Origin of the sequence: Akkermansia sp. JRP_AM1 (assembly GCF_049262625.1) — a bacterium.
Lineage (GTDB): Bacteria > Verrucomicrobiota > Verrucomicrobiia > Verrucomicrobiales > Akkermansiaceae > Akkermansia > Akkermansia massiliensis.
This window is the reverse complement of record NZ_CP118234.1, coordinates 3,028,258-3,043,312: the sequence shown is the minus strand read 5'-3', so window position 1 is coordinate 3,043,312 and position 15,055 is coordinate 3,028,258. Positions and strand designations below refer to the sequence as shown.

General features: G+C 60.3%; 12 protein-coding genes and 2 pseudogenes. 9 read left to right on the top strand and 5 right to left on the bottom strand.

All coding sequences use genetic code 11. The features are described 5' to 3' along the window. Positions 1-64: 64 nt before the first annotated feature. The 3 genes from alr to htpG all read right to left on the bottom strand — a co-directional run bounded on the left by alr (position 65) and on the right by htpG (position 4,060). Positions 65-1,075, bottom strand: a complete 1,011-nt coding sequence (gene alr / locus PVA48_RS14665; protein WP_423232540.1) for an alanine racemase — start codon at positions 1,073-1,075, stop codon at positions 65-67. Positions 1,076-1,300: 225 nt separating this feature from the next. Next, positions 1,301-2,143, bottom strand: coding sequence for a potassium channel family protein (locus PVA48_RS14660; protein ID WP_102726244.1), 843 nt, complete (start codon positions 2,141-2,143; stop codon positions 1,301-1,303). Positions 2,144-2,218: 75 nt separating this feature from the next. Further along, on the bottom strand, positions 2,219-4,060 hold the full coding sequence (htpG, locus tag PVA48_RS14655) for a molecular chaperone HtpG (protein ID WP_423231960.1): 1,842 nt from the start codon (positions 4,058-4,060) through the stop codon (positions 2,219-2,221). Here htpG and PVA48_RS14650 point away from each other — a divergent pair. The 4 genes and pseudogenes from PVA48_RS14650 to PVA48_RS14635 all read left to right on the top strand — a co-directional run. Then, positions 4,043-5,346 (top strand): annotated as a pseudogene (locus tag PVA48_RS14650) (M60 family metallopeptidase); the annotation flags it as partial. The gene htpG and the pseudogene PVA48_RS14650 overlap by 18 nt on opposite strands. 110 nt (positions 5,347-5,456) lie before the next feature. Further along, positions 5,457-6,104, top strand: a complete 648-nt coding sequence (locus PVA48_RS14645) for a M60 family metallopeptidase (RefSeq protein ID WP_423231959.1) — start codon at positions 5,457-5,459, stop codon at positions 6,102-6,104. A gap of 259 nt (positions 6,105-6,363) precedes the next feature. Next, the gene (locus PVA48_RS14640) at positions 6,364-6,501 is read left to right on the top strand and encodes a hypothetical protein (protein ID WP_022396055.1); all 138 of its coding nucleotides are present in this window, start codon (positions 6,364-6,366) and stop codon (positions 6,499-6,501) included. A gap of 10 nt (positions 6,502-6,511) precedes the next feature. Continuing rightward, positions 6,512-7,107 (top strand): annotated as a pseudogene (locus PVA48_RS14635) (transglutaminase domain-containing protein). Positions 7,108-7,352: 245 nt separating this feature from the next. On the opposite strand, the gene PVA48_RS14630 reads toward PVA48_RS14635, so the two are convergent. Then, on the bottom strand, positions 7,353-7,973 hold the full coding sequence (locus PVA48_RS14630) for a DUF417 family protein (RefSeq protein WP_022396057.1): 621 nt from the start codon (positions 7,971-7,973) through the stop codon (positions 7,353-7,355). 497 nt (positions 7,974-8,470) lie between these two features. Here PVA48_RS14630 and PVA48_RS14625 point away from each other — a divergent pair, with 497 nt between their 5' ends. From PVA48_RS14625 to PVA48_RS14605, 5 genes are all read left to right on the top strand, one after another. Continuing rightward, positions 8,471-9,628 carry a CynX/NimT family MFS transporter gene (locus tag PVA48_RS14625; RefSeq protein WP_022396058.1) on the top strand — a complete coding sequence of 386 codons (1,158 nt, stop codon included), beginning with the start codon at positions 8,471-8,473 and terminating at the stop codon, positions 9,626-9,628. A gap of 167 nt (positions 9,629-9,795) precedes the next feature. Further along, positions 9,796-10,821, top strand: a complete 1,026-nt coding sequence (pheS, locus tag PVA48_RS14620; protein ID WP_102728801.1) for a phenylalanine--tRNA ligase subunit alpha — start codon at positions 9,796-9,798, stop codon at positions 10,819-10,821. An 18-nt stretch (positions 10,822-10,839) separates the two neighbouring features. Beyond that, positions 10,840-12,396, top strand: coding sequence for a phenylalanine--tRNA ligase subunit beta (gene pheT / locus PVA48_RS14615; protein ID WP_423231958.1), 1,557 nt, complete (start codon positions 10,840-10,842; stop codon positions 12,394-12,396). Positions 12,397-12,416: 20 nt separating this feature from the next. After that, a complete protein-coding gene (locus tag PVA48_RS14610; protein ID WP_423232539.1) occupies positions 12,417-13,358 on the top strand; it encodes a hypothetical protein in 942 nt (313 codons plus the stop codon). A gap of 58 nt (positions 13,359-13,416) precedes the next feature. Then, entirely contained in the window at positions 13,417-14,418 is a 1,002-nt protein-coding gene (locus PVA48_RS14605; protein ID WP_102728803.1) for a DUF4105 domain-containing protein, read from the top strand. A 10-nt stretch (positions 14,419-14,428) separates the two neighbouring features. Here PVA48_RS14605 and PVA48_RS14600 read toward each other — a convergent pair whose 3' ends face one another. Beyond that, positions 14,429-15,022 carry a M15 family metallopeptidase gene (locus tag PVA48_RS14600; protein WP_102728804.1) on the bottom strand — a complete coding sequence of 198 codons (594 nt, stop codon included), beginning with the start codon at positions 15,020-15,022 and terminating at the stop codon, positions 14,429-14,431. Positions 15,023-15,055 lie beyond the last annotated feature (33 nt).

Genomic DNA, 15,055 nt, shown 5'->3' with positions numbered 1-15,055 from the left:
AACACGGGCGGACCGCTTCTCCGGCAGAGGGTTCAGTGGATGTAGTGGCGCGGCACCCGGGGGCCTATTCCGGTAAAATTTCCCAGGAAATGGTACCGGCCTTTTCCGCCAGTTCCGTCACGGGAATGTTCGGCCCCATGATCTCCACGGTCATGCCCGGTTCCGGGTGCGGCACCCGGCTGACGTCCACCATGATCTGGTCCATCGTCACGCGCCCCAGTAGCGGGCAGGAGACTCCGTCCACCATCACGCGGGCGCCCTTGTGGGCCAGGGAGCGCACGTAGCCGTCCGCATAGCCTATTCCCACGGTAGCCACCCTGGTGGGATGGTCCGTTACAAAGGTGCCTCCGTAGGAAATGCCGTGCCCCTCCGGCAGCGTGCGCGCCACCGTCAGGCGGGAGAAAAGGGCCATGGCCGGCTTCAACTGCGCGGCCCAGGGAGAGGGAATGGGGGAAAAGCCGTACAGCACCAGCCCGGGGCGGCACATGTTGTTGGAGGGAATCTCATAATCCAGGGAAGCGGCGCTGTTGGCCAGATGGCAGTACTTCAGGGGCAGTTTTTCCCGGATGCGGGCGGCCATCTGTTCAAAGCGGGCAATTTGCCGGAGGGTGATTTCCCGGTCCTCGTCCGCGCAGGGCAGGTGCGCGCCCAGCCCTTCCATGTACAGGCTGTCCAGTTCCCCCAGGCGGGAGAGCAATTCTTCAAGCTGGTCCGGCAGGAATCCGCCGCGGCCCATGCCCGTATCCACGGAGATATGGATGGGAAGCGTCTTCCCGTACAGCCGCGCCAGGGAATTGTAGTGCACGGCTTCCTCGATGGTGGAGATGAAGGACCGCCAGCCGTTCAGCACGATTTCCTCCCGTTCCTCCGGAAAGGCGGGACCCAGGATATAGGGCCGGGTGCGGCATCCCGCCTGGCTGATGCGCCGCGCTTCCCCCACGTTGGCGACTCCGAAGAAGGCGATGCCTTCCGAATCCAGGGTGCGGCAGACCTGTTCCAGCCCGTGACCGTAGGCTGCCGCCTTTACCACGGGCATGTAATATTCACCCTTGGCCGCCTGCTTGACGACGTTCAGGTTATGGCGGATGGCCCCGAGGTCGATTTCGGCCCAGGCGCGGGGGGGCTGGTAACTGGCATGATGGAGAAAGGCGGAGAGGTTGGAAAAAGGAAAGGGGCGGCACGCTGCCCCGGTACGGAGGGATTGTCCGCCTTTGCCCGTGCAATGCCAGACGGATTTTTGTCAGTCTTGGTGCAAAAAGAAGGGAGGACGGCAGGGGCAGAGACGCATCCGGCATTCGGGTCATTCCGGCTTTTGCGGTAAAGTGCCGGGGCCGGAGGCAGGTGTTTCCTGCTCTGGATGGGAAGATGCGTGCGGGGCGTCCCGCAGGGTTTTCAGCAGGGCCGCCATGGTGTCTATGTCCTCGTCCGTCATGGAGGAGAGGCCGTCCAGCTTCTTCTTGATGGCTTCAATTTCCTCCTCCCTGTACGGCATGGGTTCTCCCGCATGGGGATGCAGGAAAAAGGAGGTGATGGTGCTGGTCAGCGTTCCCACGAAGCCGATGCCCGTGAGCATCAGGAAAACGGCCAGGAATTTTCCGGGAGTGGTGACCGGGTAGGTGTCCCCGTAGCCCACTGTAGTGGCGGTGACAAAGGACCACCAGATGCCGTTGGGAAGGCTCATGCCTTCCGCCAGATGGATGCCCACGGCCCCCAGCAGGATGATGACCAGGGCGGCAATGCAGATGTACTTGAATCCGTTCGTGTTGAAGAAACGCCTGATGCGCGTGGTGAACCTCATGGCGTAGGAGAACAGGTCCAGGTACCTGGCGAGCCGCAGAATCTCGCCGAGGGAGGCGAACCTGAACAGACGGAACAGCACGTCAAAGGGAATGATGGCCAGCAGGTCCCAGACATGGTCCTTGACGAAGAGCCATTTGGACCTGCTGATGGAGAAGCGGACCACGTAATCCAGCACGAAAATCCAGTAAATGACCCGGTCTGCCGTCACTTCCCATTCCGCCGCCTCGGAAGTCAGGTCAATGGCCGCCAGCGTCACGGCGACCAGGGCCAGCAGGCACATGCCCGTTTGATAGGCCAGCTTCAGGAACAGGAAGTGCCGGGGCATGTGGTGGAACGCGTTCATGACGGGGAATGAAAGGAAAAAGCCGTCCCCGGGGCAGGGAGCGGCTTGTGAAAGAGGCCGTTTCCGCCGGAGGCTTTATTTAAGCAGGAGCTGCTCCATCAGGGCCTGGGAGGACTGGGCCAGCACGGCGGGATTGTCCAGCATGCCGGCGCGGAGCAGGGCGGTGTTCGCGATCTGGTCCGCCACCATCTGGGCCAGTTCCGGATTTTCCGTCCTCAGCGCGGAGAGCTTCTTCACCAGCGGGTTGGAGGGGTTCAGCTCCAGCTGGGGATGGCTTTCGGGGATTTCCTGCCCCATGGCTTTCATGTACGCCCTCATTTCCGGGCCCATGTCATTGCCGCTTTGCAGGGCCACGGCGGCTCCGCTGACCAGGCGCTTGCCCAGGGTGACCTTGGAGAATTTGTCCGGGTACAGTTCTTTCAGCCATTCTTCCAGGGCGGTGGCTTCCTCCTGGGGCAGGGCGTCCTTCTGTTCCTCTTCCAGCTCGGGAAGCTCCACGTCGGCGCGGTCGATCATCGTGACGGGCTTGCCGTCCACGCTGGACAGGGAGTCCAGCACGAACTCGTCCCCGTGGTCCGTGAAGAAGGCGACTTCGTATCCGCGGGCCTTGAAGGCTTCCAGGTACGGGCTGTTTTCCAGGTGGGAGCGGGAGGGGCCGGTGAGCGCGTAAATGGCAGTCTGCCCTTCCTTCATGCGGGTGATGTATTCCTCGAAAGAGGTCGTTTTCCCCGCATCCGTGGCGGTGGACTCAAAACGGAGCAGCTTGCCCAGGGATTCCTTGTTCGGCCAGGAGGTGACCACCCCTTCCTTCAGGTAGCGGGAAAACTGTCCGTAGAATTCCTTATAGGTTTCTTTTTCGTCCCTGGCAAGTTTGTCCAGGTGCTTGATGAAGCGCTTGGTGATAATGTCGCTGATCTTGCGCACCAGGGAATTGTCCTGGAGCATTTCGCGGGAAATGTTCAGGGGCAGGTCCTCGCTGTCCACCACGCCGTTCAGGAAGCGCAGCCATTCCGGAAGCAGGCCTTCCGGCTTGGCGTCAATCAGCACGCGCTTGCAGTACAGGGAGACGTTGGCGTCCACGCGGCCGAAGCCGAACATTTCCGGATTACGCTTGGGGATGAAAAGCAGGGCATTCAGCATGATGGGGGCGTCCGCGCTGAAATGCATGTAGGACAGGGGCTTTTCATCCGTGTGGGAGATAAACTGGTAAAACTCGTCGTATTCCTCCGGCTTCACGTCTGATTTGGACTTGGACCAGATGGCCTGGACGGTGTTGATGTGCTCTCCGTTGAAGTTGATGGGGAAGCCCACGAAGTTGGAATAACGGCGCAGGAGCTCCTTCACGCGGTATTCCTGGGAAAACTCCTCATACTCATCCTTCAGGTGGATGACGATGCGGGTGCCGCGGTCCAGCGGTTCGTCAAGGGTTTCAATGCTGTAGCCCTCCCGTCCGTTGGAAGTCCAGCGCAGGGAGGCCGCCTCCGGCTCCCAGGAATGGGTAAAGACCTCCACCTGGTCCGCCACCATGAAGGAGCTGTAAAAGCCCACGCCGAACTGGCCAATCAGGTCCGCGCCGCCTTCCTGCTTCTGCTTGAGGGCCTCCATGAACTTCTTGGTGCCGGAATGGGCGATGGTCCCCAGGTTTTCCACCAGGTCCGCTTCCGTCATCCCTATGCCGGTGTCCGCGATGGTGATGGTCTTGTTCTCCTTGTCCGTGGTGATGCTGATTTCCAGAGGCTTTTCCGGCTGGTAGATGTTGGAATCCGTCAGTTGTTTCAAGCGCAGCTTCTCCAGGGCGTCGGAAGCGTTGGAAACGAGCTCCCGCACAAAGATTTCCCGGTCGCTGTAAAGGGCGTTGATGACAATGTCCAGCAGCTGCCGGACTTCCGCCTGGAATTGATGCGTTTCTGTATTCATATGGAAAAATGTGTTACGGGTGCCATTATAGGGACCTCGTCAAGGGGATGGACAGTTTTTAAGCGGTGGCAGGAACGCCCCATGTCACAAAAACGGCCTTTTTCCGTCCATGTTCCCACTGGAGGATTTTTCCTTGAAACAATTCAGGAAACTGATCAGTATAGTTTTATAAACATGATCCTCTTACCATTCTTGAAAAAGGGAGCCCTTTTGCTCGCTCTCTGCGGCATGCTGGGCGGCGGCGTGCTTTCCGCCCAGGAGACCGGGTCCGTTCCGATTACGGAAGCGGGCCTGAAGGCGCTGGATTCCAACGTCTTCACCAATGACTTCATGCTGGCGCTGAAACCCAGTGTCACGCGTGACCGCATCGCCAAAATCAAGGATCCCTTCGTGCGCGGGCTCGCCCGCCAGATGGCGGAGAAAAAATATGACCGCAAGGCGCGCGCCATCACGGCGGAACCGTACGAACCGGTCAAGGACCTGGCGGACCGCCTGCGCACCAGCCAGTACAGCAAGTTTGAAAACCCCACCGGCATCTTTTTTGAGGAAGGGGAGGACGTGCTGCTGGTCATGGAAGACCCCAAAGGGGAAAAACTGAACCTGGTCATCCACAACTTCGGGCGTGACGGAGGCCGCAGCTCCTACCCTCTCAAGGCGGGAATCAACATCATCAAGGCGAAAAACAAGGGGCTGGGCTACATTGAATACTTCACGCCCAACTACAAGAAAGCTCCCAAGGTACGGCTCTCCATCCCGTCCGGCAAGGTGAACGGCGTGTTCGTGGGAGGCGTGAGCAAGAACAGCGACTGGAAGAAGATGCTGGAAAATTCCCCCACGGAGGTGGTGGACATCGTTGGCAGCCGCGTGCACCTGGTGTATCCGGTGGAGGAACTCAAGAAATTTGCCCGGACAAGGGGGAGGAACTGATCGCCCTGTATGACAAGATCATCGGCATGGAGCAGCAGATCATGGGCCTGTACAAGTACAAGATGCTGCCTAAAAACCGGATGTTCGGCCGCGTGATCTGGAATGGCTTCATGCACGCGGACGGCACGGGCGCCGCCTTCCACAACGGCACGATGGGGGAAGTGGGCAATCCGGACAAGATTCCCGGCAGCGCCTGGGGCATCGCCCATGAATTCGGCCATGTCAACCAGGTGCGCCCCGCCATGAAATGGGTATCCACCGGGGAAGTGACCAACAACATTTACTCCGCCTACGTGAATTACATGCTGAATCCCTCCAGCATGCGCCTGGAGCATGAACGCATCAACGGCGGGGACGGCAACATGATCGGCGGCCGCTTTAACGCCTACCTGAACAACGGCATCCTGAAGGGGAAAACTGGCTCATCCAGGCTGGCCCGGACAAGCGTTCCGGCGGGGACAACCGCCCGATGGTGCACGACCACTTTGTCAAGCTGGCTCCCCTGTGGCAGTTGGAGCTGTATTTCAAGGTGGCCGGGAAGGGCAATCCCGACTTCTATCCGGACATCTTCTACAAGGCCATCAAGATGGACACCAAGGGGAAGAAGGACGGCGAGCTTCAGCTCGCGTTCATGAAGAACGCCTGCGACGTCTCCAAACAGGACCTGACGGACTTTTTCCAGAAGACCGGCATGCTCAAGCCCATTGACCAGGAGCTGGACGACTACACCTGCGCCCGCATGACCATCACGGAGTCCGATTGCAAAAACCTGATTGCGTACGCCAGAAAGTACAAGAAGCCGGAAAGCCCCGTCATTTACTACCTTTCCGTCAACAGCGTGGAGGCGTACAAGAACCGCCTGCCCGTCCGGGGCGCCTGCAACCAGGGCATCACGGAACAGGGCAACCGGCGCATCATCTCCCATGACGTGTGGAAAAACGCCGCCGTCTTTGAAACCTACAAGGATAAGGAAATGGTCCGCATCACCATGGTGGGGACGGATTCCAAGGACAACTCCTCCACCACGGTTCCCTATCCGGAGGGCTCCACCCGGATTGAAGCCGTTTCCTGGGATGGCAAGCGTACGCTGGCGTACGGCAAGCGTCCCGCCAAATAAAAGCTTAAGAGGTTAGCGTGTTCGGGCGCCGCCGTTCTCCGGAACGGCGGCGCTTTTTCATGGGAGTGTTCTCGCTCCATGACGGCCCTCCGGCCACAGGAAAGCGGCCAGGTGAATAATCGCCCCATACGTCTTCTCCGGTGTATTTTTATGGCCGCGTCCCGGGAACAAGGGCTCCCGCCCCTTGCAAAACCATGAACGGCAAACGCAGAAATTTCCCTTTGCCGCGCTTGGGATAAGTTCAGGTACGAAAACCGGAATGCTTTCGCTCTTATCAGGCCTGCTGCATGCCCAGGACACCGTGGCTGATTTCTTCATCGTGAAGCTCCATCTTGCCCCCGGAACCTGCGTGGCCTTTTCCGCCTGTACTTCCTTCCGGTTTTCCAGTAAGAGGTGAAGAAGCAAGCATGGCCGCCATCGTCAACGACCTCAGTGAATATTTGAAAACCAGTCCTTATATTGACTGGAAGCATGAGCTGGTGCTGGACAGGGCCGCCCGGCTCCGCGCCGCAGGTAAAGGAGAGCTGGAATGGATAGCAGGCGCCTACCGCTTCGTGAGGGATGAAATAAGCCATTCATGGGATGCGCAGGATAAAAGAGTGACGGTTTCGGCGTCAGACGTGCTGCGGGAGAAAACGGGCATCTGCTGGGCTAAGGCGAATCTGCTTGCGGCCCTGCTCAGAGCCTGCGGCATCCCGGCGGGGATATGCTACCAGCGGCTGACGCTGGAAGATACGCCGGGAAGCGGGTACTGCATCCATGCCCTGAATGCGGTTTTTCTGCAAGATCCGGGCAGGTGGATCAGACTTGACGCCAGGGGCAATAAAGAGGGCATCCGGGCGGAGATGGATTTGGAGAAGGAACGGCTCGCGTTCCGCGTGAGGCCGGAAATAGGGGAAGCGGATTATTCTGAAATTTACCCTTGCAGCTCACCATGGACGTGCTGGAAAACAGCACGGACGCCCTGTACATGTACCTCCATTCCCTGCCGGGAGAAATTTAGCGGAACAGGCGGCTGTTCCGTGCTCCCGCTCTGAATGCAGGAGGAACGGTTCCCGGGGCGCCGCAGGCCTCTGCGGTTTCTGAACGGAATGCGGCCAGGGACTGCGCCCTTTTTTATTATTCCTTCGCTGACGCTTGATTTTCTTTCAATTGACGCAAGAGGTTAAGCCGCTCCAGACGGCTGCATATGGAACATTAACGCATAAAAAAGCCTCTGCCGTTCGGCAGAGGCGGTGACGGAAAGAATCAGTTCTTGCAGCAGGATTCCCCGCTCCTTGGGCAACCGAGGCGCGCCTTCAGGATGCGCTTGAAATCCGTGCCCAGCAGGATGAAGCCTCCGGCCATCATGGCGATATCCTTGATGACGAGGCGTCCCGCCCCGGACAGATAGGGGAAGCCGTGGTTGGGTCCGCCCAGGTCGGGCACCCACGTTTCCGGGGTGGTTATCAGGAAGGACAAGGTTCCGGCGGTCATGATGATGAGCAGGCAGTCGCCGATGAGGCCCACCTTCGGGAAAAAGAGGCCCAGCAGTACGAGCGTGCCGATGGAGACGATCAGGATTCCCAGCCCGTAGGCAAAGCCGTAGGTGTTGTTTTCCTTGTGCCATGCGATATTGGCCGGCACCACGGCTCCCTCCTTATTCATGTGCTGCTTGTATTCGGGAGCCTTCTTGTCGTAGAAGAAACTCATCATCGGGCTGTTGGCTACGAAGGGAACAATGCCGTCCGCTTCATACTGGAAGGCCTTGAGGCCGCCAATCCAGGCAAAGACGATGAAGACGGCCACTCTCAGAAAATTGATGCCGAACCGTTGGACGGTCTCGGCGTATCGGAGGCATTTTTCAGGGGACGGGCATGTAGTAGGCATATCCGCTTGTAATACTGAAAATATTCATCGTCAAGGGAATTTAGTTTAATTCCAAATATTCCTATAGGAATATAAAATGCAGACAAGCCGTAAGACATTCTTTTTTAATATGATGGTGTTTTTTTAGATGTGAGTGGAAAAACTGGAAAAGGAGAGATATAAATGGCTGCCTTTCCAGAGCTTGGCTTGCTGCGCTCCCAGGATGGATTCCCGAAGGCCGGGAGGCCTTCATTCCCAGGCGGCCTGTTTCGTTCAAGCTGCGGGAACATGTCTTCCTCTGCCTTTCCTGATGGCTGCGGTGCCGGGGTCAAAAGGGTGATTTGTTCCACGTTCGGCTTCCCTCATTCTGCGGGGTTCATGCTTCGCATTCCGTCCAGCCGCGCAAACCGTTTCCCGGGCCCCCTGCCGCGTACAGCCGGAAAAGTTTTTTACTTTTGAACGGGGGCGGGGGAACGGCTGTATAACATGGGATGGATAAGGCAGGAACTTCCGGAAGCATGAAGGGAAAGATGCTGCTGCTTGTGGCCTTTTTGATCATTTGTTTCAATCTGCGGACCGGATTTGACTCTCCGGACCCGCTGTTGGGAACGATTGAAAAGGATATGGGCCTTTCCCTTGAAAATTCAGGGCTGTTTGCCCTGCTGCCCGTGTTTGTGCTGGGCGTGGCCGCGCCCATTTCTCCGCGCGTGGCGCGCTGGCTGACGCCGTGGAAGATCATTTTCTGGTTCCAGCTTCTGGCCGTGGCCGGTATTTTCTGGCGCAGCTGGGACGGCGTGGCGGGCCTGTACGGCGGCATGGTCCTGATGGGGCTGGGCATGGGGATTGCCGGAGCGGCTATTCCCGGACTGATCAAGCACCAGTTTCCGGACCACGCCTCCGCCATGATGGGCATTTACAGCGCCATGATCGGCGTGGGGAGCGCGGTGGCCTCCGGCCTGTCCGTTCCCATCTCCAACATGCTGGGCGGCTGGCGCTTTGGGCTGGGAATATGGATTATTCCCATCCTGCTGGGAATGCTGGTGTGGGGCGCGTACTTCCTCAAGCATCCGGTAGGAGTGTTCCAGCGCGATCCGGATTCTTCCGGCCGCAACCTGCTGCGCAGCAGCAAGGCATGGCAGGTCACCATCTTTTATTTGAGCCGGGTGGGGGCAGCCTATTTCTTTTACACCTGGATTCCCATCTTCCTGAGGCAGCGCGGCATGAGCTACGTGGACGCAGGTTTCATCCTTTCCGTAGCCATGTTTGCCCAGCTTCCCGCCACGCTCTCCGCGCACGCTCTGGAAAAAGCCACGGGGGGCCGGGGCCTTCTCATCGTGATGGCCATGGCCCTGGCGGCTCTTTCCTGCTGGGGCATCCTGTATCTTCCGCTGGACTGGGCTGTCTGGATGGCCATTCTGTTCGGCCTGGCGACGGGAACCGTTTTCAGCCGCGGAATGGCGCTGATGGTGGAACGGGCCAGAACCCCGTCGGAGGCGATCAGGCTTTCCGGCATGTCCCAGGGCATCGGCTTCACCATGGGCGCCGCCCTGAGCCTGCTGTTCACCTCCTTCCTCCACCAGGGCGGTTCCTTCCTGCCGTTCTGCCTGGTTTATACCTTTTTCTGCGTGCTCGGCATGATTTCCGGCCGCATGTCCGCCCAGCCGGGGTATGTGTGATATGTTCAGGGAGATGTTAGATGTTAAGAATTAGCGGTTAGATGGAGGGAAACGGTGGTTTTCCCCTTCTTCTTTCCGCTTCCTGCCTTTTGTTTTTTGGAGAAGGGCCGCCGTCCGAAGGGCTTGACGCTGGCGGGGGAGGGGTAAGCTCTTGCCCGTCAAATTTTATGAAGGAAGAGATTGTACGCATTCAACGGGACGCCCTGGCGCGCATCGCCCAGGTGTCTGACAGGCGCGGCGTGGAAGACGCGCGCGTAGCCATCCTCGGCAAGAAAGGGGAACTGACCATGGCCCAGACGGGCATGAAGGACGTTCCCAGGGAGGAAAAGCCCGCCGTCGGCCAGTTGCTTAACGAGGCCCGCAAGGCCATTACGGAAGCTCTGGACGCCAAGCTGGAGGAAGTGCAGGCCCTGGCGGACAAGGCCGCCGTGGCCGGCGTTGACCTGACGCTTCCGGCCCGCTCCCTGCAGCCGGGCGGCCTGCATCCCCTCACAATCGTGCGGGATGAAGCCATCCGCATTCTGCGCCACATGGGCTTTGCCCTGGCGGACGGCCCGGAGATTGAGGACGAGTTCCACTGCTTTGACGCGCTGAATACGCCGGAGGACCATCCGGCCCGCAATGAGAAGGATACGTTTTACTTTGATTCCGGCAAGCTGCTGCGTACGCACACCTCCACCGTGCAAATCCGTTCCATGGAGAAGCAGACGCCCCCCGTGCGCGTGATTTCCCCCGGCTCCGCCTACCGCCGTGACGAGATTGACGCCACGCACCTTTCCGCCTTCAACCAGCTGGAAGGCCTGTATGTGGATACGGACGTTTCCGTAGGCGACCTGAAAGGGACGCTGGAATATTTTCTGCGCGCCCTCTTCGGCTCCGATACGGAAGTGCGCTTCCGCCCCCATTTCTTCCCGTTCACGGAACCCAGCTTTGAAATTGACGTGAAGCTGAAGGTGGACGGCCAGGAACCGCGCTGGGTGGAGATCGCCGGCTGCGGCATGGTGGACCCGAATGTTTTTGAAGCCGTGGACCGCGAACTGGGGCTGGAACCCGGCGTGCAGGCCCGCTATACGGGGCTGACCGGATTTGCCTTTGGCATCGGCCTGGACCGCCTGGCCATGATCCGCTGGGGCATCCGGGACATCCGCGCCCTGATTGAGAACGACATGCGCTTCCTTGCCCAATTCCAATAATTTTTACCTTACCCAGATATGAAAATTTCCCTTAACTGGCTTTCCCAGTATATTGACCTGGCCGGCCTGAGCGTGGATGAAATGTCGGACATGCTGACCTTTGCCGGCATTGAAGTGGAAGACATCCGCCAGCAGGGCGTGGACTCCCCGTACGTGGTGGTGGCCCGCGTGGCCTCCGCGGAACAGCATCCCCAGGCGGACCGCCTGAAGGTCTGCCAGGTGGACGTGGGAGACGGCACGCTGCACCAGATCGTGTGCGGCGCGCAGAACTACAAGGTGGGGGACAAGGTTCCCTGCGCCCTGCCGGGAGCGGTGCTGCCCGGCAACTTTGAAATCAAGGTGGGCAAGCTGCGCGGCGTGGAATCCCGCGGCATGCTCTGCTCCGCTTCCGAACTGGGGCTGCCCGACAAGGAGCACGGCCTCTGGATTCTTCCGCAGGAGCTGGAAATCGGCACGCCGATCTCCCAGGTCGTCAAGGCGGATACGATGGTGGAAGTGGAAGTGACGCCCAACCGTCCGGACCTGCTTTCCCACAACGGCATGGCGTATGAACTGGCCGCCATCTCCGGCCGGGAGTACAGGCCCGTTTCCATTGATGACGCCGGGGTGGAGCTGGAACCCGCCGGGGACTTCGTGCGGCTGGACCAGCCGGACCTGAATCCGTACTACACCGCCGTGAAAATCAGCGGCGTGAAGGTGCAGGAAAGCCCGGAATGGCTGAAGGAACGCCTGGTCGCCATCGGTCTGCGCCCCATCAACAACATCGTGGACGTCACCAACTACGTCCTGCATGAACTGGGCACGCCCCTCCACGCGTTTGACGCGGCGAAGGTGCAGGGCGGCATCGTCACCCGCACCGCCTACGAAGGGGAAACCTTCAAGGCCCTGGACGGGCAGGAATACACCCTCAACTGCACGGACCTGGTCGTTGCGGACCAGTCCGGCAAGGCGCTCGCCATCGGCGGCGTGATGGGCGGGGAGGAAAGCGGCGTGACGGACGCCACTACGGACGTCATTCTGGAATCCGCCTGGTTCAAGCCCTCCTCCGTGCGCGCCACGTCCCGCAGGCTGACCCTGTCTTCCGACTCCTCCTACCGCTTTGAGCGCGGCACATCCGCCTGGAACGTCCTGCGCGGTTCCGTGCGGGCCGTGGAACTGATTCTTCAACTGGCGGGCGGCACGGCCTCCCAAACGTATGTAGCCGGGGCTCCCGTTCCCAATCCGGCCCATGCCTGCATGCCTTCCTGCGGGGAGCCGGACGGCCCCGTTTCCGCGTTCGCTTCCCTGAAGCAGGGGAAGGGCGCCGCAGTGACCAATGAACTGGGTTTCGTGAAGCTTCCCTGGGAGGCTCTGGACCAGATGTCCGGCGGTTCCATTTCCCATGAGGAAGGAGCGCGCATCCTGGCGGCGCTGGGCCTGACGCAGGTTCCGGACGCCCCGGAATGCTGGCTGATCCCCCCCACCGCCTGGACCTTACGCGCCCGTGCGACCTGCTGGAGGAAATCGTGCGCGTCTTCGGGCTGGACGGCATTCCGTCCCGCTTCTCCGGCCCCTTCGTCGCGGAATCCCCGGTAGACGTGGCCCACAATTTCCAGATGGGCCTGCGCCGCAAGCTGGCGGCCCTGGGGTTCTATGAAACCCAGACCATCAAGCTCATCGCCTCTGAAGCCGCTGACGGCACGATTGCCCAGGTGAAGGACGCGCTGCCCCTGCGCCCCCTTCAGGACGGTGACCTCATCCGCGTGTCCCTGCCGCTCAGCGAGGACCACTCCGTGCTGCGCCCCGCGCACACACCCGGCCTGATTGCCGCCGCCGTGCGCAACAGCAACCAGGGCGTCTCCGGCCTGCGCTTCTTTGAACTTGGCCGCGTTTTCCGCAATACGGGCGGCGGCAAGGGCCGGGACATTGAAACGGATACCCTGGGCATCCTGGTTTCCGGGGACCGCACGGCGCGCTCCTGGGCGGACCCCAGGCCGGAACAGGCCTCCTTTGAAGACCTGCTGGCCGTGATGGAAGCGCTGGCTCCGGGCCACCGCTTTACGCTGACTCCCGCCAAACCGCGCGAACAGGCCGCCCTGGGGGCGGACGTGCAGCTTGACGGGAAGGCCTGCGGCTACTTCGCCCGCCTGTCCCTGGCGCGCTGCCGGGAGCTGGGTCTGGACCAGCCCGTTTACGTGGCGGAACTGGACCTGCGCAAGATGCAGGAAGTCCTCACCGCGCCCGTGAAGGCCGCGGAATTGCCCCAGTTCCCCGGCTCCTCCCGTGACGCGGCCATGGAACTGCCCCTCTCCACGCCCAATGCGGACATCGTGAAGGCCATTGAAGCCGCACGGGAAAAACTGCTCGCCGGCTACTCCTGCTTTGACGTATTCACGGACCCCTCCGGTGAAAAGCTCCCGGCGGACCGCAAATCCATTGCCTACACCTTCCTGTACAGGGACCCGGCCAAGACCCTCACGGCTGCGGAAGTGGACGCCGCGCACCAGCGCGTGCTGAAAGTCCTGGCAGACAAGGTAAAGGGCCTTTCCTTCAGATAACCCCCCAACAGGCCGCGCGTTTCATGAACCGGAACGCGCGGCCTCCTTTTTATCTTCCATGCACCTGCCTACCCTGCGCCATGCGGGCCTGATAGCTGCCCGTGTCCTGATGTTTGCGGCGTGGTTCGGCCTGTCCGTGTGGGCGGCCGGGGTAGTGTTTTACAATGTATGGGGCGGCGCCGTTCTGGTATGGCTTTACGTAGCCGCCATGGCCTGCGCTTTTGTTTTCCGCAGGAAGCGGCCCGTATTCTGGCGCGCCTCCTGGGGTGTGCTGGCCCTGCTGCTTGTGTATTACCTGTGCATTCCGGCGACGAACGGCAAGAAATGGCAGCCGTCATGGAGCCGCCTGCCCGCCGTGGAAATCAACGGAAATGAAATCCTGGTGAAGGACGTGCGCAGCTTCGTTTACCGGACGGAGCAGGACTTTGACGTGCGCTACGTGACGCGCCGCTTTGACCTGGACAAGCTGGCCACGCTGGACTTTGCCGTGAGCCACTGGGACGGCATGGAATTTGTGGCCCATACCATGCTCTCCTTCGGCTTTGAGGATGGGAAGCATCTGGCCCTGTCCGTAGAGACGCGCCTGCCGGAAGGGGTGGAGCAGGGGACCATCCCGGGCCTCTACAAGCAGTTCAACGTGATTTACATTCTGGCGGACGAGGAAGACCTGTTCGGCTTGCGCACCACCTACCGGAAGGAGGACATGTACCTATACCGCATCAACATAGACAGGGAGAACCTGAAAAAGGCCTTCCTGGGGTTTGCGGAGAAAATCAACAGCCTCCATGAACGCCCGCGTTACTACAACACCGTCACTGCCAACTGCACGACGGAACTGGTGGATACGTTCAAGAATTACCTGGGCGTGCGCCGCTGGCAATGGACTCCCGTTTTTAACGGCATGTGCGACCAGGACGCCTATGACCGGGGAGAGCTGCTCCATCTGCCCGGAGAAAACTTCCGTGAACTGAAAAAACGCTCCTTCCTGGGGCATGGCGGGGAAGGGCTGGACTGGGCAGCCCTCCGCCGCCGCTGGGAGGAGGGCTGGCGCACGGAATAAGCCGCACCGGTTAAAGGGTGGCGAACTGGAAGTGCATCCAGTCGTAATCCCGTGCGCGCCCCAGGGATACGGCCCCCTCCGCCTCCACGAACTGCCAGAAGGCCGCGTACTCCGGTCCGGACAGTACCGCTTTCGGTGCAGGGATGTTCAGGCCGTTCCTGTCTGGGTCCATGTCCACGGCGATGCCCCAGGCATGCATGGACGTGGCCTTGCCGCCGATGATGGAGCGGTTGTTGAAGCAGCCGCCGTACAGGTCCAGCCCCAGTTCCCGCACCTTCTCCATGCCGTAATGGTCCAGGGTGGCCTGGAAAATGCGGGTGAGCGGTTCCGCCACCAGCTTGTGGCAGCGCATGGTGGAAACGGTCGTGTCCCTGTCCCACGCAAGTCTCATGATGTAGGGCAGCCTGACGCTGGTCAGGTTGCTTTCATCCCCCGCCCGGCCGAAGATGGATTTTCCGGAGCGCACCTCCTCCTGGCTGGGCCAGGAATGTTCCGGCTGGCGGATGTCCAGTTTTTCCATCAGGGCCTGCGCCGTCCGGGGGCCGGGGATGCCGTCCGCATCCAGTCCCAGATGCTGTTGAATCAATTTCCAGTGTTCTTTCATAGGAGTTCACGCTAGGGGTTTCCTCCCGTAAGT